The organism is Amycolatopsis sp. NPDC006131, assembly GCF_040614175.1.
GTDB lineage: Bacteria > Actinomycetota > Actinomycetes > Mycobacteriales > Pseudonocardiaceae > Amycolatopsis_E > Amycolatopsis_E tucumanensis.
This window is the reverse complement of sequence record NZ_JBEXTX010000053.1, coordinates 19346-35656: the sequence shown is the minus strand read 5'-3', so window position 1 is coordinate 35656 and position 16311 is coordinate 19346. Positions and strand designations below refer to the sequence as shown.

Sequence of the window (16311 nt, the reverse complement as noted above, 5' to 3'; positions counted from 1 at the left end):
ACGTCAGTCTACACCGAGACAGTGATGCGCAACTACAACACGCCGATCACGCCGTGCGGCGACGCGGACGGCCACGGCACCAGCCCCTGCGGATTCACCCCACAGGTCCGCGCGCCCGGCGGATGGAACCAGACGGGTGGGTTCGGGCCGGGCTTGCCATCCAGGAAGAACGGCTCGAACACGATGTTCTTACCGCAGTTCACGCAGGTATCGACCGTGCTCATTCGTCCTCCTCGTTTGGGTTGAGCAACTGGCGGTGCACAGCGAGGTGCCAGCGCAACTCGTCCGCCGACTCCTTCACCACCCGGTTCCCCACCGTCTTCAGCTTCCCCGCCCGAATCAGGTCCTTGATCAGCTGGACCCGGACGTGAAGCTCATCCGCCAAGTCGTAGATGTGGATCGACTCCACCTTCGGTGACTCACTCAGTGAGGTCAACCTTCCCGAGCGCGCCCACAAGGTCCTCGCACGCTTCGTTCGCGGCAGCGATGGACGTGAAGTCGTCGCTTGCCACGGTCTCCTCGATGCCGTTCGCGTAGATCGCGTAGTGGCCCGGGTTTCCGAACGCTTCGACGACACGGAAGGCCGTCACGGCTGCGACGTTGACGTATGCCGATCCGCCATTGCTGCCATCGATGATCCGAACAAACTGAGTCATGAGTTCCCCCTACTGATGGTCACCAACGGTCCGGCTGGCCACTGGTGTTGCCCGGCACCCCCGGGGTTCCGTACCCGTGGTGTGTCCAGATGAACGTCTCTTCATGCACGTGGTGGAACCTCGCCCCGGCTTCGTACAGCGCAAGGTAGAAGCCGTGGTCGTCGTTCACCGCCCCTGTGGAGTCGGTGATGAACTTGAACCCACCGACCTTGCGCGCCCACTCCGTCTTCACCAGCGACGTGGTCTGAATGTGAGCCTTGCGCTTCAGGTACTCGGAGTCGAAGACAGGCCCGCCGCCCCAGTCGTGCGCGCGTGGTACCTGGTTGCCGGCGGCATCGAGGACGCGGGGCAGCGAGTAGACGACATCAGCGTCGTACTTGGCTGCCGCACCGCGAAGGGTCTCCAAGTGGTGCGCAAGGAACTGATCGTCGTCGTCCAGCCACGCCACCCACTCCGTGTCCACCTTCGCCAGAGCGCGGTTGCGGGTGGCGGCGGAACCGGTCCTATCGTGGTCGTACTCCACGACGATCGCCGCCGGTGGGAGCGTCTGTTGGCGGATCGACGTCAACGCCCGTCCGAGCATCTTGCCGCGGATCGGGATCGTCGGGACAACGACGGTGATGTCGTTCATCAGCTCCACCTGGTGGGTAGTCCGGATGTGTTACGGCCGTGGTGATGCCACGTCCACGTCACCACGGGGGCGTGGCGGAACACCCCACCTTCAGCGCGGCAGCGGAGGGTGAAGTTCCAGTCCTCACCGGGCCACTGGTCGTTCGCGTCGGGATGGTTCACGAACCCGACCGCTTGGGCGAGTTTGGTGCGCACAAGGGTGGTGATCGTGGTGTGGGCGGGTTGGGTGTCGTTCCACTGCTGGAAGCTTCCCGGTCCGAGCGGGGCGGGCCCGGGGACGGTTGAACCGTCGGGGTAGCCGATCCGGAACCGCGACCACACGTAGTCGGCGCTGTACTCGACAGCGGTGGCGTGGAGTGTTTCCAGGTGTGTCGGGTCGAAGGTGTCATCGTCGTCGAGGAACGCCACCCACCCGGTGTCGACCTTCATCAGCCCGCGGTGCCGGGTCACGGCTGCGCCTTCGTGGTTGCGGTCGACCTCCACCACGATCGCAGCCGCCGGCAGTGTTTGGAGCGTGACGGAGTGGATCGCGCGGCGCAACTGTTTCGCCCTCGGCGGGATCGAGGGGATCACCACCGTGATGTCGTCGGTCACGGCATCCTCCCCCATTTCGCCTGGAACGTCTTCGCGTCCCGCTCCGCCTGCGCCATCAACTCCGGGTCCGCATAGGTTTGCTCGTCCGGGTGCCGGTGATCCACCATGGTTGCCACGACAGCGACACCACCTGCGGCGCGCGCCTGGTATTCAAGGTCGTCGTCCCCGTACCACCACACCAGGGTTTCGTCAGCCCGTAGCTGGTGTTCACCGCGGAGCATGAACGCATACCCAGTGATCTTGTGCCACATGCGGGGGTAGGCCAGCGTAGCGGAGGAGGCGCGCATCTCCGTGGACATCGCCGACACCCACCCGGCGGGAACGATACAGTCGTCGTTGAGGACCACGATGTTCCACTCGGTGGCGTCGTGGTCCTGCTGGGCGAGGCGGTTGGCGCGGCGGATACCGAGGTTCCACCAACGGGAAATGTTGCGCGGCTGCCTGTCGTCGCGGATGTGCGGGGTGCCGGTGTCCGGGAGTGGGGTGGCGGCTCCGGTATCGACGAGGATCACCCGGTTCACCTGCGGCCGGATCGCCCCGACACACGCGTCGAGCGTGTCCCTACCCCTGGTGGGGATGACAGCGTAGGTGGGGATCACGGCTCGTCCACCCCAACCTCGGTCAGTGGTCCGAACTCTGCAAGCACGGAGGACCAACGGCCACGACGGTTGGTGTAGGGCACCCACCACAAGCCACCGTAGTACCACACATCTCCCCAGCGATCCCTCACGCGAAGCGCATCATCCGGTTCCGCGTCACCCTCGCTCCAGACGCGCATCTCGGTCACTTCCGCCCCCACGCGTAACAGTCGCCCGGGTTGGGGTTGAACACCACCTGGTACTCGGTAAACAGGTGGGCGAGTTCGTCGCCGATGTCTTCCCAGTCCACGTTGCCGTACCACTCGCCCGGTGCGGGATCCATGTCGCCACGTGCGCCGTGTGGGCGGCGACCGTTGGATGCGCAGGTGAGGACCAGAACCCCACCAGCGCGGAGGGCGGCGTGGGCGGTGGCGAGCACGGCCCGCCAGTTCTGCACGTGCTCCAACAGCTCGGTGCACACCACCACGTCGAACACGCGGTCCGGCTGCCAGGTGGTCGCATCGGCGACGATGTCCACACCTGGCCCCGGCTGGATGTCCAGGCCGGTCCATGTGGCGTTGGGGAGGAGATGGCGGGCGGTGCCGTTGATGTCCGCGCCACCCAGATCCAGCGCGTCCACGGGGGCGGTGGTGTCGAGGCCGGCGGCGTCGAGCATGCGGCGTGCGCCGTCCAGGGCCTCAACGTGCACCAGCGTCCTCCTGCCACACCGTCGAATGCGCCTCAGCCGCTGTTGCGCGGGCGGGGGCGTAGAAGTAGCACGCCAGGCTCTTGCGGCGGTGATCCCCGACGATCGGGTCAGGGTGGCCGTGCCACGAGCGGTCACTGGTGGCGAACAGGACGGTGCGGTTGAACTCCGGCACCACCTCAACCTCGCGGTGTTCCCCCAGCAGCAGGGTGCCGCCCCACTCCTTCCGCCAGCCGGGGTTGAGGAACACGAGCAGGTTGATGCGCCGTTCCAGGGCGGGGTTGGTGGGGTGGATGTTGAAGTCCACGTGCGACGCCAACCGTCCGCCTTCGGTGGTCATGTGCATGCCGCCACCGATGTCATCAGGTGTGAGCGGCGCGATCCCGGTGACCTGCTCCAGCAGGTCGGCGATCTCGGGGGTGCGCATCGTGTCGAACCACGCCCGGGTGCGGGTGCCCCACATGTTCGGGCCGCCGCACCGCTTCCCCCACTCCTTCGGATCGGGGTAGGTGATCCACCGCCCGTCGTCGGGTTCGGGGAACTCGGCCGCGACCTCTTCGAGCTGGCTGTTGTCCCAGATGTTGTCGAGCACGAGGTGCGGGAACGGCTTCGCGTTGCGGAACCGTTCGGCCCACTCGGCGATGGTGTCGTGGTCGGGGTTCACTGGTTGGGCTCCCACAGTCCGGTGAGGATCAGCACGATCAGGGCTTCGGTGAGGAACCGCAACTGGGCCTGCATCGGGGACACACCCCAGTCGCGGGACATGGCGTCGGTGAGGTGGTTCATGACTGGTATGCCTCCTCCCAGCGCCACGCGTTGGCTTCGATGGTGCGGGTGGAGGCCCACTCTCTGGCTTCCTTCCCCAACTGCTCCCGATCGGCGGGGGACTGGATCAAGTCGACGAGCGCCTGTTCCCACTCGCGGTGCGTCACCGCGGTCCGGGCCGGTGCGCCAGCCGCGACCGCGCGGGCATAGGGCCCGGTGTCCGACACGACCGCGGGAATCCCCAGCGCCGCGTACTCCAGCAGCTTCAAGTCCGACTTGCAGTTCGTGAACGTCGAGGGGCGCAGTGGGGCGATGCCGATGTGAAAGTCCACGTGTTGCAGGTACGCACCCACCCCGTGCACCCACCCGGTGAACCGTGTGCGGCCTTTGCGGCTCGCGACTCGGGCCGTGTAGTCGGCCCCCATGCAGTGGAACTCGGTGGCGGCTCCGAAGCGTTGCAGGACCCGTTTCAACGGTTTCGCGACTTCGCCGAAGTCGCGGTCATGCGTGGGGGAACCGGCCCACCCGATCGTCACCCGCTCGGTGTCCTGGTTCGGCATGGGCTGCTCGAGCATCCACTGCCGGATCATGTTCGGCAGCACCACCACGTTGCGGTTCCACTGGGCGACCAGATCGGCGAGCGGTTCTGTGGTGACGGTGACGAGGTCGGCGACGGTGATGTTGTCGATCAGGTTTTGGGCGACGGGGATGTCCCGCTCGAGGATCGTTCCGCCGGGGCCGCGGAGCAGGCCGAGGCTGTAGAAGTCGTAGGCGTCCCGGTTCGACGGGTCGACGTGCAGAAGGTCGTCGTCGATCTCGAACACCAACTTCGACTGGCCGGCGCGGGCCATTTCCTGCCACACCTTTGTGGGGCCGGGCATGCAGGTGCGTTGCGCCACCACCACATCACAGCCACCCTCACGCACCCACTGGGGCATTTGGTGGTCGACGGCGACGTGGTGGCCGCGGTTGGCGAGTTCGATCCCGGGCAGAACACACCGGTAGTGGGCGCACCCGCTTCGGTCCGCGATCCAGTAGAAGGTCTTCAACTTTTCCTCCATGGAGAAGGCCCCCACGCCCATGGAGGTAGACGTGGGGGCCTCGAACCCGCAGTGATCGAGCTGCGGGGGCGTTTAAAACTCAGGGTCGAAATGAACGCGAGCGGCGTTTGGCGTTACTTCTTCCGCCGTCCTTCGACGACCCGTTGCCCGATCGTCTTGTGACCCGAGTGCCCGGCCTTGAACGCTGCCCGCCCGGCCGGGGTGGCCATCAGGACGTTGGTGGCGAGACCTTCAGCCTGTTCCGGCGGCACACCGTGCTTGATCAGGAACCGGTACAGCGCGGTCCACGGGTGCGGTTTGCCGATGTACTCTTTCTGGCCCTCGCCGATCAGCCAGTCCCACAGCTGTTTGCCGTGAGGTGTGAGTGGCAGGCGTGACGGCATCGCTCACGTCCCGCTGGCGGATCGGCCACCGGCCAGCCGGTAGACAGGCTCGAAGTGCTCGGCGGTGAAGCCGTGCTCAGGGTAGGGCTTGGGACTGTTGTCGCGCCACCCGCGCGCACGCAACCAAGCGCGGTCGGCTTCGGTGAGCACTCTCGTCGCCTCCCGATATCGAGCGATGGCCTGCGGCTCCGCTTCGACAGACGCCTGCGATTTGCCGTGCGGTGGGGCGAAGAGGCGGGACAGCACGGGCTACTTCTTCGCGGTGGTCTTGCGCGCCGCAGGCTTGTCGTCGGCCTCGGTCACCACGTCCTTGTCCTCGCCCGTCGCCTTCGGGTCGGGCTTGATGTTCGCGTTGAGGGGGCCGCAGTGGCGACACACATCGACCTCGCCCTTCACCTCACCGTCGACCCAGTTCGGCTCGGACAGCAACAGGTAGTCGTGGCAGTTCGGGCACTCACGCGGGGAAGCGGGGTGGGTCATGGCAGGTCAGCTCCAAACGGGATCGGGTGCGGGTGGATGGCGAGTCAGGTGTGGATGACGCCGCCGGCGGCGAGCGCCGCGATGAAGAAGCAGGCGGCGGAAAGGGCGAAGCCGAGGATGCGGCCGGGGCGGGGTTCGACGGCGAGGGTGATCACACCGGCGAACAGACCGAGCGCGATCATCAGGTCGTACAGGTTCATGATCGTGGTTCCCTTCTTTCCGGCCGGTGGGGAATCGGCACGTGTCGGTCACAGATCCGCAGGTCAGCGCATGTTATGGTTGGGCATGACCGCGCGGCGTCCGTTGAACATGCTCATCAGCTGGGAAGCGCACCGGCTGATCGCGGAACTCGCGAAGCAGGAGACGAACGGGAACGTGTCCGAGATGGCCCGCAAGCTCATGTCCGAGGCGATCGCGGCACGTCGAGCGAAGGAGAAGCGATGACCGAGGTTCTACTACTCGTCGCCATCACGGTCGTGATCGCATCGTCCAGCTCGGCAGCGACGATCCTGCAAACGCGGAGACAACAGCGCCGCACAGATGCGATCTGGGCGGACCACCACCGCAAGATGGCCGAGATCTACCGGAGGTACCGATGAGTGAGCACGAGTATCAGGAGCGGTGGCCCCGCTGCCGTAACTTCGATGTGTGCGGCGGCCGGATCTACCTCCCCACCGACCCCGTCACCGGCGAGAAGCGGGAGGTGTGCGCCGCGTGTGAACGGGCTGGGGAAGCACCAGCGACGCAGCTACCGACAGTGCCCGAACCGTACGGAGCGAAGGGATGAAACTCTTCACTCGGCGTCGGCCGACGGAGGCGGGTAAGCCGCCTCCCCTCGAAGACCATCCCATCCCGCTAGGGGCCCGCGTCGTCGAACGCCACGACCTGTCCCGGCGTGGCACCGTCCTCGGGCACACCCGCCAAGACCAAGCGTGGGTCGTCTGGGACAGACACCCCAACATGATCGGCACCGTACGGCCAATACACGTGCTGGTCCTGCCGTTCGCGGCGACACCGCCCGTCTCGGAGACAGCGCGGCGGCTCATGCTCGAAGCTGAACGTTCAGACCGCGACGACGGAGGACAGGGATGGGCTGGCTGACCGCAACCACACCAGTGTGGGTCACGCTCACCGTGACTGTCGTAGCCCTCGTGATCGGCCTCGCGTCTGCCGCGTGGATCGGGTGGCGCATGGGCGGGCACCACTAGGCAGGTCCGTGCTCCTCGCGGGCCTCCGCCTCCACCCGCTGCCGCCCCTCGCGTAGCGCGGCCTCTTCCTCAGCTGTGCGCTGCCTCGCCTGCTCGATCAGGCTGAGGACCTCCACTGGGCGGTGCTCCACCGTCGCCGTGACCTCCGACTGCACCGGAGCGTCCAACCCGAGCAGCTTCGACATGCGGTCCTCAACCTTCAACAACCGGTCGATCGCCGACAACACCGGCGAATCATCCACCACCGGCACCGGCTCACCATCCCCGTTCTTCATCCGCACCACACGGCCCTCGAAGAACTGGTAGTGCTCCCGCTCCAACACCTCCAACGCCCGCAACCGCATCTCGTTCAACCGGTCCAACTGCTGCTTCCGCAACTCGTCCGCCAACGGCAACACCCGGGCGTCCGCCTCCAGCGCAATCAACTGCCGCACCTTCTCGTGCGAACACCCCATCTGCCGGCCGATCTCCCGCAGGCTCAGGCCGCGGAGGCGCAGGTTGTAGGCCTGGACCTGTTCCTCGGCGCGGTCGGCGGCGTTCGCGCGGGATGAGGGGTTGGCTCCCATCGTCAACCTCCCAGCGGCAAATCACGGGCTGTAGCGTCGTGCCGGTTTCGAGTGGACGTGTTTCTGCTGGTCAACTGTTTATTGCGGGTTTCGAGTAGCTGTCAGTGGTCATTCGGCGGGCCGGTGGGTTTGTCGTCTCCCTCGGAGCCGCCGTAGGTGTTGTGGATCCAGCGGAGACCACGCTCCACCTCCAGGGCGAGATCCATCGGGGTGCGCACTCGGATCGGTCGCCCTGTGTTGTTCACGACCTCCACGCCGGGAGCGAGGAAGCCGCCCTCGGCGTACCAGGTGTCAGCCATCAGCGGGGTCCTTCACCGTGTACATCCACTGGGCGTCGTCCCCGGGATCGCCGAATTCGAGGAGGGTCCGGGACTTGAAGGTCACCGTTCCGGCTGTCTCGCTGTCCAGGAACACCCACGCCTTGCGGTCATGGCGGTGCTGGTCGAGCAGGGTCCAGGTGCGGGGCGGGATCATCTGGGTTGCGGTCATCGTGTTCCTCCTCTGCGAGCAGCTCAGCTGCCGTGTACACGTCGAACTCCGGCCCCAGCAGCTTCGCCACGCGGAAACGGTCTGCGGAGTCGTACACGACCACACAGCCCCGGGAACGCGGCACAGCGGGTTCGCCGGCGGGTGGGACAGTCATCAGTCGTCCTCGCAGTCGCAGCCGTCGGACCAGCCCATCACCGTCACCCCACGCTCGGACAGGGCGTACACGGTGCCGCCGTAGCGGCCCGGGAGGGCGTGTTGGTCGCACCAGAGGCCGAAGGCGGCGTCCGAGCCGAGGCCGCAGTGCACCGTGACGTGCACCGGAGGGCGGTCACCGAGGATCACGGGGACGTGGACGTTGAAGTCCGAGGGCTGGTCGTCGTCCACGCCGCACCCCTTCACCGTCGGTTGAATAGTGGCGGCGGTCCGGTGTTTCATGAAGGGATTTCGAACCCCGTCCCGGGATCTCCCCGGGCACCATGCCGGACCGCCGCGGACACACCCGCCGGGAATCAACCCCCGCGCAAGGGAGGGGGTCGAACATCAGCAGGGTGTGCGTCTTGATGCAGGAAGCCCCCGGGCGCATCCGCACTCCGAGGGCTTCCTGGTGGTGGGAACCCCGGTTGCTGCCGGTTGCCGGTCCCACCGTCTCCAACTGCTGCGTTGGTCTAAGCCCGGCCAGTGACGGATCACGACCGGGAGCATTGCCCTGGCGACCCGGACGCGGCTGTTCAGCCTGCGCGCACGAAGCCGTTCGTTGCGCCGGACCGGAGCTCTTACCTAACGGCGAGACCAGGGGGGGTGCGTCTGGCTGTGCCGGTTTGCCCGGGTGCCGAGGTCGCCCCCGGCAGACAGACGTCCACGATGCACAATTTAGGTGATGCGCAGATCTTGCGCCAACCGACACGCCAGGTCAGGGATGCCAGCCCACCGCGTCGTGGGTGACCTTCGACATCACCGACGGGCACGTCGTGACCACAATCGACGACATGAGGCCGAACGCGTCAGCTTCCGAGAAGCCTTGATCGAGCGCGGATTCGAACACGTGCCGGGCGGAGGTCGAGCCGCGCAACTGGCGGCAGAACGAGTCCGCCAGATTCATCAACCGTGGGGTGTCCACCCCTTCGACGGTCGGCACGGTCTGGCGGATCAGGATGGCGCGGGCCTCGTCCATCATCCCCGTCTCCGGCAGAGGCAGGGATGAGGTCGTCGTGACGGGGGCTGGTGTGGTGCGTGGCGTCGGAGAAGCCGCCGGCGGGTCTTCGCCCCCGCACGCGGCCAGCAACAGGCCTGCGGCGGTCACAGCGGCCAGCGCGCCCAGTTTCATCACGGTCTCCCATCCGTCGCTGGGTGACTCGCCCCCAACGAGCTGGGTGTTACGGGGTGTCGGGGTTCGTCACCGAACAGTGACCCTCCGGGAGCGGTGCCCAGCAGCCGATACCGTGCGGCTCGCGGGGGACCGTCAGCCGCTCCGCACGCGCCTCATGCCACACCCCCTGACACCAGTCCGAACAGAAGTCATCCGACGGGGATTCACCCAGCGGACCACCGCACTGCTGGCACCCGGTCGCGGCGTCGATCGCGTCGATGATGTCTCGCTGCGGCTCCTCATAGAACAGCGAGTGCGTCTGCGCATGCTGATGCAGCGCATCGAACAGTCGAGGCACATCCTCCCCGTCTCCACCGCTGGTCCAGTCGCAGCCGTCGTGCGGGCACCAGACTCGGGCGGTCGACAGCAGCGCAGGAATGGATTCGTCGTTCACTCGTCCTCCTCGGTGATGCCGTAGCCCTCGGCGAGGTACTCGAGTGTTGGACATGGCCATGGCTCCGGATAGTCGCGATCACTACATTCACCGCAGTCCACATCCCTGACCCCTCGTGGCTCATGCAGCTCCACGATCTTGCGGTCTGCTGCGCAACGGCGAAGCGCTCGCGCCGGGCCGTTCAGGGCGATGTGGTCACGCACCTCCACACCGAACGCCCCGCCACCCTCATAGCCTGGGCCCACCACTTCCTGGCCGGACGCGGCGAACACCTTGTAGTCGCCAGTTAGGTAGCCCTCCTTCTTGCCTGCCGTCCACGGACCGGCGAGATAGTCCGGGACCGCCGCCGCCACCCGCTCGGTCTCGGTGATCGCGGCCAGCAGTCGCTCAACCAGGTCGCTCACGACGCTTCCTCCTCAGCCTCGTTGTCCACCCGTACCCTCCTCACCCGCAACCCCCTCCCATACCTATCCGCCGTCACCCACCGAAACCGCGACGGAAGAATCCCCAGCATCAACAGCAGCCCCCGTGCCTCGCCGGCATCATCGGCTTCGGACGCGGCCAGCCGCATCACCGCCAGGGCCTCCTCGACGGTGCACCCCAATCGTGTGGCTGCTTGTTCGGCCGCTGCCCGAACCCGATCACTGGTCACTGCGACTGCGCCACCTCCCACCCGCACTGCACGCCGCTGAGGTAAGAGCACGCCTTCTCATACGTCAGCGGCCCGATTGACGACGAGGCCACGAGCACGTTGTACCTACCCGGTACGCGCTGCCAGTCGCCAGACGCACTGCGCACGGAGGTGACCGCGATTTCCACCCTGATCGGTAGTCCGGCGCAATCATGGGACACGACGGCGGCATGCCATCGTAGCTTCGTGAGGTCGTCCCAGTCGTAGTCGAACGGCGGCTCCACATCGCTACCGTGCTCGGTCGGGACCCGATGAACGTTGCTGAAATCCGGGGTCACGCCGCTTTGCCCTTCTTCTTCGTCTTCGACGCCATGTACGCGTCCAGCACGGACGCGATCTCATACACCGGTGCCCCCTCGGCCGTGACATCCACCGCGTGGATGCGGGGTTCGATCACGCTGTTCCGCGACACCCGACGCTGCGCATACCCACGGATCGTGGACGCTGCGATCTGGATCCCGATGCGGGACAGGACCCGGGACACCTCGGCGGCGGTCCCAGCCGCGATACGGCCCTGCGCCACGAGGTGACGTTGCCGCTCGAACACACTGTGCTCCGCGCCGCACAAGGGGCAGGACACGAACGGCGGCGGCCGGTTCTCGTCATCCAACGCCGCATACAGGAAGCGGGGGCACTCGCCGTCGTCCGTCACTGCGGAGCACTTCCCCAGCATCACCGTCGTCGGAGCCCGGTCGATCATCTTCTCCACCTCTTTGCGGCGGCGAAGCAGGTTCGCGTGCATATCCCCAGCCCCCGGCAAGCTCGCGAGAAGGCCAGGGATAGTGGCGAGCCAGTCGGCGGTCTCCACCGCGGTGCGCTGCACCCGCAGCAAATGCGGATTGTGATCCAACACCGTCACACCCCACGCCAACAAATCCCGGTACACCGCGATCCGCAGCTCCGACGCCGGATCATGAAACGGCAACGGGGTCTCCTTCGTGCGCACCACCACCCCCACCGGCGGGCCCACCACCTTCCCCTGCCGGGTGATCGTCACATCCAACTCGTCCAGCAACCCCGGCTCACCGGGGTCACCGGCGAGAGTGCGGAGCGCCAACGTCAACTCCCGCACATGCAACGGGCAAATCTCGTCCTGAGTGGGTCGCCCGCATGAGGACACTCCGCAGGGGTGGTGCACGATCATCCTCCACCGAATGGTCTAAAGTGGCCGATGATCGTGGTGCGTGGGCGATCTGTCGGGGAACACGGCCCCTGGAGGCTCTCCCTTTCCTCCAGGGGCCGACTCGTCTCTAGCTCATCGTCACCACGACCAACGCTCGATGAGCAACGCCACGAGGACACCCACCACGCCAATGACCCCCACCGCGATGCCCAACGAGATCGACACATACGCGATGAGGAACACCGCCCCCGCGATGGTCAGGCAAGACAGCGCCATAACGAACTCGCGGACAGTCACGCCGCCTCCTCCGCCCGGTCCGCCGGCGCGTTGTGCTCCGCCAACACGGCTCGCATGGTCGGGGTGTCTTCGTCGAACTCCCGCCACGCCGCGATCCACACCTCCGAGTCCTCCACCACATCCAACTCCGGCACCACGTCCTCCTCCTCGTCGTCCTCGGGCCACACCGTCGCGACTGGTCCCGCCTCGTGCTCAACCTCGATCAGCTCGTGCCGCCCGCCACGCGGATACGGCATCCGCTCCGTCGGGCCCTCCTCAGGGAACGCCCAATACAGCTCGCCCCGGATCGGTTCCCATCTCGCAGGGTCACCCATGACGCTGCACCCCGCGCGACCATTCCGTAAGATCCATGACGCCGCTCCTTGCTAGCGGTCGGCCCCGGCGGGCCCTTTTCGGATGGTGTTGTGCCCGTCGGGGCCTTTCTACGTCTTTCGAATCTAACAGCGCCACCGGGGGTTTCCGCCCTACCCGGCACCGCGAGTTTGTGACAGAGTCAGCAAACCTAGTCCGGTCAGGGCTTTTTTCGAACTTTCTTAAACCGCAGATCAAACCCGATAAACCCACCCATGCGGGTGTGTTTCCGGAACATGATCGCGCTGGCCCAAAATGGGCCACCCTGCCACCATTCCCGACATGCCCCCACGCCCCCCAGCGGAAGCACCACACACGCGCGCCCGCGAACAACTCATCGACGAGCTACGCGGCATCGCCGACCGAGCCCGCGCCACCACCCTCATCCGCGAGCTGCAACGCGACCACGGCATGTCGCTCAACGAGATCTCCGCCACCGCAGGCATACCCCGCACCACCGCGCAACGCTGGGCCAAGGGCGCAGAGGAGGAGCAGTGAAGCCCAACCAGACGCGCCGCCAACGCCGACGAGCCGAACGCGCACAGTTCTGGGCCAAGCTCGGTGAACGCCGGGCGCTGATCGCGACCATCGCCACCGTCGTCATCTCCATCGCCGTCGCCATCCCCAGCCAACTGGGCTGGTTCCTCGACCGGCTCACCAACGGCAAATGGGAGTGGCCCGACGCCGGGAAAGCCATCGCCTCCACAGTGCTACTCGAAGGGGTGTGCTGGCTCTGCGCGATCCTCTACGCCGACGCCACCCGCCACCACGGACCCGTCCGCATCTACCGACTCGCCATGCTCGCCTTCGCCGGACTCGCCGCCGGGATCAACTACGACCACGGCCAGGAAACCGCCGGGGCGGTCGGCATCGTCTCCGCCCTCGGCAGCCTCATGGGCGTCGGCGCGTGGGAGCTGTACATGCACCGCACCCGCCACCAAACCACCGGACTCACCCTCGCCGAGATCCGGTTGCGGTGGCTCCGCTGGCGCAAACACCCCTGGGTCATGAAGGAAGCCGGATCCATCCGCGCCACCTTCGGCCTCGCCGTCGACAGCGAAGCGGCGTGGCGCATGGCGTACGTCCGGAAGCTGGGGAACCCGACCATCCCCATCGCGATCAGTTCCCCCCTCCTCGACCGCATCATGAGCCCGCCCAGTTCCACCCCAACCGCCAACCAGACACCTCCGAAGCGGGAAGTGGCGGTGGAAGCGCAGCCCGCCGCGAGTTCCCCCGACGACGGTTCCGCGCTCGGCGTGGACGTGCGCGAGCACCCCGTGGACTGGACCGACACCGAGCGGTTCAACGAGATCCTCGCTGGCTACTGGGAGGAACCCGACAACACCGCCACAGCCGCGCCGGCTTCCGCCCCGACGCAGTCGCGGAAGACCGCGGAAGGCGGAACCCGGGTTACGCGGGAACCGACCGTGACCAGCGCAGTTCCCACGCAGAAGCGGAACCGCGCCAGCACCCGAAGCGGAACCGGCGGCGTGCAGTTCAAACCGACCGCAGCGGAACTGAACGGCCCCGACGACGTGAAGGACCGCATCAAGCGGTACCTCGCCCGCGCGGAAGCCAAGGGGAACCCGACGGGCAGCTTGGACCGGAAGTACATGGCCGAGCAGTTCCGCTGCTCCACCCGCCACGTCCGGGACACGATCAAGGACTACGACGCCACCAAGGAGAAGTGACCACCCATGATCGACACCATCATCGGCTACGCGAAATGGATCATCGGGCTCTGCATCGGAGCCTGGCTCATCTGGATGGGCATCACCAACGCCGACACAGTCGCCAACATCATCGTCACCATCGTCAACGCCGTGAAGGTCTTCTTCACCACCCTCGCCAACGGCATCTTCTAACCCCGGAGCACCCGCGATGGTCGAACCCGCCACACCCAGCAGTCAGCGTCGGGTCCCGGAGGCGTTCGCCAACATCACCCCCGACCCTGAACCCCAACCCGACCCGAAACCCGACAACAGCAGCGACACCAAAACCAGCGCGGACAAGCCCGCCGAGAAGCCGGAACCGAAGACCGAAACCCCCGCCGGGGTGCCGATCCGGAAACTCGCCATCTGGGCCATCCCCGCCCTCGTCGTCGCCCTGGGAGCAGCCGTGTACCAGTCCAACTCGACCGTGTTCGCCATCGTCGCCGGGCTCCTCATCCTGCTGCTCGCCGGCGCGGGCATCCACCGCCTCGCCACCAACCGCAGCGGAGGAGGTGCCCGGGGCCGGGCACGGCAGGGTGGCGGGACACGACGCGCAGGGGGTGGGCGGTTCGGGTTCCGGCGGCCCGGGAGCGGCGGACGCGGATCCACCCGCAGTGGACTCGCCGGGACCAGCGCCAGCAGCGGAGGCAGCCGAGGTGGTCGCCGATTCAGCCTCCCCTGGAGCCGCAACCAAGGAGGCCGCAGCACCAGCAGCACAGCAGCCGGGACGAAGGGCAGCAGCTCTACGGGAACAGGCGGCGGGAAGACCACCACCAGCAGCGGCGGTGGACGTACGAGCACCACCGGCAGCGCTGGGCAGAAGCGGTGGTGGAAACCCACCACATGGGGACGCGGCAAAGACCCGGGCGCGGCGGGCGGGAAGTCGTCCACCTCAACCGCGAGCACCAGCGGCGGACCAGGCGGGGGACGCGGAAGCGGACCGGGCAGTCGCGGGGCCGGCCCAGCCAAGGGACACGGCAAGACCGACACCCCGGGCAAGAAGACCGACCCGGACGGGAAGACCACCGGAGGCAGCAAGGACACCACGAGCACCACCCCGGCTGCGGGGAAGGGCCGTCGGTGGCCGTGGAAGCGCAACAACACCACCTCCACCACCACGGGCAGCGACTCGCCTATGGGTGGCGGCGGGAAGAAGCCGCCGCGCGGATCGCGCCGGAACAAGGGCACCGACAGCAGCAAGGACACCCCAGGTGACGGCACCAAGAGCAAGGACCGCAGCAGCACTGGTGGCCGCCACAGTCGGTGGCCGTTCCGCCGCAACCGCGACAACAAGGAACGCCACGACCAGGTACTAGACGGCGACCTGGAGCCGACCGGACGACGCGGCTGGCGACGCAAGCCGAAGGGCAAGGACGACACCAAACCCGCCGACGAGGGGAACAGCCGCGACGATACCCGCGAAGGCGGTCGCCGGCGGAAGAAGGACCGCGGCAAGACCAAGGACAAGGACGTTCATGGCGAGGACGGCGTTCAGGAGGTCACGTCCGAAGGAGTCGAGGCCGGCGGGGAGAAGCCACGGAAGCGCTGGTGGTGGCGTCGCCGGAAGGACACCGCCGCCCAGGGCGGCACCGTCACCGAAGCCGGCAGCGACAGTGGCAACACGTACGACGCGACCAAAGCCGCGAAGGACGAAGCGCGCCGCGAAGAGAAGGACCGCCGCCGCACCGACAAGACCCTGAAACAACTCGGCGGTGTTGACGACGCGGGTTTCCCCAGCCCGCCCGTCCGGCAGATCAACCGCGCCCCGCAGCGTGTCACCCCTACACCCGTGGACGACGCCGGGTTCCCCTCCCCGCCCCCGCAAGCCCCCCGGTCGACGCCCCCACGACCGGGGAACACCACAACCGCACCGAACAAGGAGACACCAGTGAACATCGACAGCTACACCGCGCAAGTGGACAAGTCCAGCCCCGCCGCCGCCCGGCAGTCCCTCACCGAAACCGCCGAATCCGCCCGGGTCGACGCGCTCAAGCTCGAAGAGGAGGCCGAGGAGCTGCGGCGGCAGGCCCGGCTGATCCAGGAGCAGACCGCGCTCAACCCCGCCGCATCGAAGGCCGTCACCTCCGCGGAAGACCTGCTGCGGCAGGCCGCGGCGAAGGAAGAGGACGCCGAGAAGCGCAAGGGCCTCGCCGCCTCGATGGATGACCGGGCGTCGTCCATCGCCATCTGACCCCAGCACCCCACCCCCGCGAGCGAAGAGGAGGAGCCGGTGATCTCTCGGAAGCTGTTCTGGATCCTGT

The 16311-nt window shown here is 67.0% G+C and carries 32 protein-coding genes; 6 read left to right on the top strand and 26 right to left on the bottom strand.

Annotation, left to right across the window (positions count from 1 at the left end):
• Positions 1-32: 32 nt before the first annotated feature.
• The 14 genes from ABZ215_RS25160 to ABZ215_RS25095 form a co-directional block, all read right to left on the bottom strand.
• Entirely contained in the window at positions 33-224 is a 192-nt protein-coding gene (locus ABZ215_RS25160) for a hypothetical protein (protein WP_354952077.1), read from the bottom strand.
• Positions 221-409 (bottom strand): hypothetical protein, encoded by a 189-nt coding sequence (locus ABZ215_RS25155; protein WP_354952075.1) that lies wholly within the window; start codon positions 407-409, stop codon positions 221-223. Before ABZ215_RS25155 ends, ABZ215_RS25160 begins: the two co-directional genes overlap by 4 nt.
• A 10-nt stretch (positions 410-419) precedes the next feature.
• Positions 420-656, bottom strand: a complete 237-nt coding sequence (locus ABZ215_RS25150) for a hypothetical protein (protein ID WP_354952073.1) — start codon at positions 654-656, stop codon at positions 420-422.
• A gap of 19 nt (positions 657-675) precedes the next feature.
• Positions 676-1287, bottom strand: a complete 612-nt coding sequence (locus ABZ215_RS25145) for a glycosyltransferase (protein ID WP_354952071.1) — start codon at positions 1285-1287, stop codon at positions 676-678.
• A complete protein-coding gene (locus ABZ215_RS25140; RefSeq protein ID WP_354952069.1) occupies positions 1287-1880 on the bottom strand; it encodes a glycosyltransferase in 594 nt (197 codons plus the stop codon). The genes ABZ215_RS25145 and ABZ215_RS25140 overlap by 1 nt, the downstream gene beginning before the upstream one ends.
• Entirely contained in the window at positions 1877-2392 is a 516-nt protein-coding gene (locus tag ABZ215_RS25135; protein WP_354952067.1) for a hypothetical protein, read from the bottom strand. The genes ABZ215_RS25140 and ABZ215_RS25135 overlap by 4 nt, the downstream gene beginning before the upstream one ends.
• A 271-nt stretch (positions 2393-2663) precedes the next feature.
• On the bottom strand, positions 2664-3134 hold the full coding sequence (locus ABZ215_RS25130) for a methyltransferase domain-containing protein (RefSeq protein ID WP_354952065.1): 471 nt from the start codon (positions 3132-3134) through the stop codon (positions 2664-2666).
• Positions 3135-3156: 22 nt separating this feature from the next.
• A complete protein-coding gene (locus ABZ215_RS25125; protein ID WP_354952063.1) occupies positions 3157-3828 on the bottom strand; it encodes a 2OG-Fe(II) oxygenase in 672 nt (223 codons plus the stop codon).
• A complete protein-coding gene (locus ABZ215_RS25120; RefSeq protein ID WP_354952059.1) occupies positions 3825-3950 on the bottom strand; it encodes a hypothetical protein in 126 nt (41 codons plus the stop codon). The genes ABZ215_RS25125 and ABZ215_RS25120 overlap by 4 nt, the downstream gene beginning before the upstream one ends.
• A complete protein-coding gene (locus ABZ215_RS25115) occupies positions 3947-5005 on the bottom strand; it encodes a glycosyltransferase (protein WP_354952057.1) in 1059 nt (352 codons plus the stop codon). The genes ABZ215_RS25120 and ABZ215_RS25115 overlap by 4 nt, the downstream gene beginning before the upstream one ends.
• A gap of 98 nt (positions 5006-5103) precedes the next feature.
• Complete coding sequence (locus tag ABZ215_RS25110; RefSeq protein ID WP_354952055.1) at positions 5104-5373, bottom strand: hypothetical protein; 270 nt, start codon at positions 5371-5373, stop codon at positions 5104-5106.
• A gap of 3 nt (positions 5374-5376) precedes the next feature.
• On the bottom strand, positions 5377-5619 hold the full coding sequence (locus ABZ215_RS25105; RefSeq protein ID WP_354952053.1) for a hypothetical protein: 243 nt from the start codon (positions 5617-5619) through the stop codon (positions 5377-5379).
• Positions 5620-5622: 3 nt separating this feature from the next.
• Positions 5623-5853: a hypothetical protein gene (locus tag ABZ215_RS25100; protein ID WP_354952051.1), complete on the bottom strand. Its 231-nt coding sequence runs from the start codon at positions 5851-5853 to the stop codon at positions 5623-5625.
• 44 nt (positions 5854-5897) lie between these two features.
• A complete protein-coding gene (locus ABZ215_RS25095; protein WP_354952049.1) occupies positions 5898-6053 on the bottom strand; it encodes a hypothetical protein in 156 nt (51 codons plus the stop codon).
• Between the two features lie 70 nt (positions 6054-6123).
• Here ABZ215_RS25095 and ABZ215_RS25090 point away from each other — a divergent pair, with 70 nt between their 5' ends.
• Positions 6124-6297 carry a hypothetical protein gene (locus ABZ215_RS25090; RefSeq protein ID WP_354952047.1) on the top strand — a complete coding sequence of 58 codons (174 nt, stop codon included), beginning with the start codon at positions 6124-6126 and terminating at the stop codon, positions 6295-6297.
• A complete protein-coding gene (locus tag ABZ215_RS25085) occupies positions 6294-6452 on the top strand; it encodes a hypothetical protein (RefSeq protein ID WP_354952045.1) in 159 nt (52 codons plus the stop codon). Before ABZ215_RS25090 ends, ABZ215_RS25085 begins: the two co-directional genes overlap by 4 nt.
• A 605-nt stretch (positions 6453-7057) precedes the next feature.
• On the opposite strand, the gene ABZ215_RS25080 is transcribed toward ABZ215_RS25085, so the two are convergent.
• The 11 genes from ABZ215_RS25080 to ABZ215_RS25030 all read right to left on the bottom strand — a co-directional run bounded on the left by ABZ215_RS25080 (position 7058) and on the right by ABZ215_RS25030 (position 12223).
• Positions 7058-7627, bottom strand: coding sequence for a hypothetical protein (locus tag ABZ215_RS25080; RefSeq protein ID WP_354952043.1), 570 nt, complete (start codon positions 7625-7627; stop codon positions 7058-7060).
• A 101-nt stretch (positions 7628-7728) separates the two neighbouring features.
• Positions 7729-7926 (bottom strand): hypothetical protein, encoded by a 198-nt coding sequence (locus tag ABZ215_RS25075; RefSeq protein WP_354952041.1) that lies wholly within the window; start codon positions 7924-7926, stop codon positions 7729-7731.
• Positions 7919-8116, bottom strand: a complete 198-nt coding sequence (locus ABZ215_RS25070) for a hypothetical protein (RefSeq protein ID WP_354952039.1) — start codon at positions 8114-8116, stop codon at positions 7919-7921. Before ABZ215_RS25070 ends, ABZ215_RS25075 begins: the two co-directional genes overlap by 8 nt.
• Before the next feature lie 153 nt (positions 8117-8269).
• Positions 8270-8551 carry a hypothetical protein gene (locus tag ABZ215_RS25065; RefSeq protein ID WP_354952037.1) on the bottom strand — a complete coding sequence of 94 codons (282 nt, stop codon included), beginning with the start codon at positions 8549-8551 and terminating at the stop codon, positions 8270-8272.
• A gap of 475 nt (positions 8552-9026) precedes the next feature.
• On the bottom strand, positions 9027-9440 hold the full coding sequence (locus ABZ215_RS25060; protein ID WP_354952035.1) for a hypothetical protein: 414 nt from the start codon (positions 9438-9440) through the stop codon (positions 9027-9029).
• A 49-nt stretch (positions 9441-9489) separates the two neighbouring features.
• Positions 9490-9876 carry a hypothetical protein gene (locus ABZ215_RS25055; RefSeq protein ID WP_354952033.1) on the bottom strand — a complete coding sequence of 129 codons (387 nt, stop codon included), beginning with the start codon at positions 9874-9876 and terminating at the stop codon, positions 9490-9492.
• Positions 9873-10280: a DUF6221 family protein gene (locus tag ABZ215_RS25050; protein ID WP_354952031.1), complete on the bottom strand. Its 408-nt coding sequence runs from the start codon at positions 10278-10280 to the stop codon at positions 9873-9875. Before ABZ215_RS25050 ends, ABZ215_RS25055 begins: the two co-directional genes overlap by 4 nt.
• Positions 10281-10524: 244 nt before the next feature.
• A complete protein-coding gene (locus tag ABZ215_RS25045; RefSeq protein ID WP_354952029.1) occupies positions 10525-10845 on the bottom strand; it encodes a hypothetical protein in 321 nt (106 codons plus the stop codon).
• The gene (locus ABZ215_RS25040; RefSeq protein WP_354952027.1) at positions 10842-11582 is read right to left on the bottom strand and encodes a hypothetical protein; all 741 of its coding nucleotides are present in this window, start codon (positions 11580-11582) and stop codon (positions 10842-10844) included. Before ABZ215_RS25040 ends, ABZ215_RS25045 begins: the two co-directional genes overlap by 4 nt.
• A gap of 246 nt (positions 11583-11828) precedes the next feature.
• Positions 11829-11987 (bottom strand): hypothetical protein, encoded by a 159-nt coding sequence (locus ABZ215_RS25035; protein WP_354952025.1) that lies wholly within the window; start codon positions 11985-11987, stop codon positions 11829-11831.
• A complete protein-coding gene (locus ABZ215_RS25030) occupies positions 11984-12223 on the bottom strand; it encodes a hypothetical protein (RefSeq protein ID WP_354952023.1) in 240 nt (79 codons plus the stop codon). The genes ABZ215_RS25035 and ABZ215_RS25030 overlap by 4 nt, the downstream gene beginning before the upstream one ends.
• A 397-nt stretch (positions 12224-12620) precedes the next feature.
• On the opposite strand from ABZ215_RS25030, the gene ABZ215_RS25025 reads away from it, so the two are divergent.
• Genes ABZ215_RS25025 through ABZ215_RS25015 form a run of 3 tightly spaced genes read left to right on the top strand, consistent with a single transcriptional unit; the run spans position 12621 to position 14203 of the window.
• A complete protein-coding gene (locus tag ABZ215_RS25025) occupies positions 12621-12836 on the top strand; it encodes a hypothetical protein (protein ID WP_354952021.1) in 216 nt (71 codons plus the stop codon).
• On the top strand, positions 12833-14029 hold the full coding sequence (locus ABZ215_RS25020; protein ID WP_354952019.1) for a hypothetical protein: 1197 nt from the start codon (positions 12833-12835) through the stop codon (positions 14027-14029). The genes ABZ215_RS25025 and ABZ215_RS25020 overlap by 4 nt, the downstream gene beginning before the upstream one ends.
• Before the next feature lie 6 nt (positions 14030-14035).
• Positions 14036-14203 (top strand): hypothetical protein, encoded by a 168-nt coding sequence (locus ABZ215_RS25015; protein ID WP_354952017.1) that lies wholly within the window; start codon positions 14036-14038, stop codon positions 14201-14203.
• 42 nt (positions 14204-14245) lie between these two features.
• Here ABZ215_RS25015 and ABZ215_RS25010 read toward each other — a convergent pair whose 3' ends face one another.
• On the bottom strand, positions 14246-14488 hold the full coding sequence (locus ABZ215_RS25010; RefSeq protein WP_354952015.1) for a hypothetical protein: 243 nt from the start codon (positions 14486-14488) through the stop codon (positions 14246-14248).
• A gap of 697 nt (positions 14489-15185) precedes the next feature.
• On the opposite strand from ABZ215_RS25010, the gene ABZ215_RS25005 reads away from it, so the two are divergent.
• Positions 15186-16241, top strand: coding sequence for a hypothetical protein (locus tag ABZ215_RS25005; RefSeq protein WP_354952013.1), 1056 nt, complete (start codon positions 15186-15188; stop codon positions 16239-16241).
• The last annotated feature ends 70 nt before the right edge of the window (positions 16242-16311 follow it).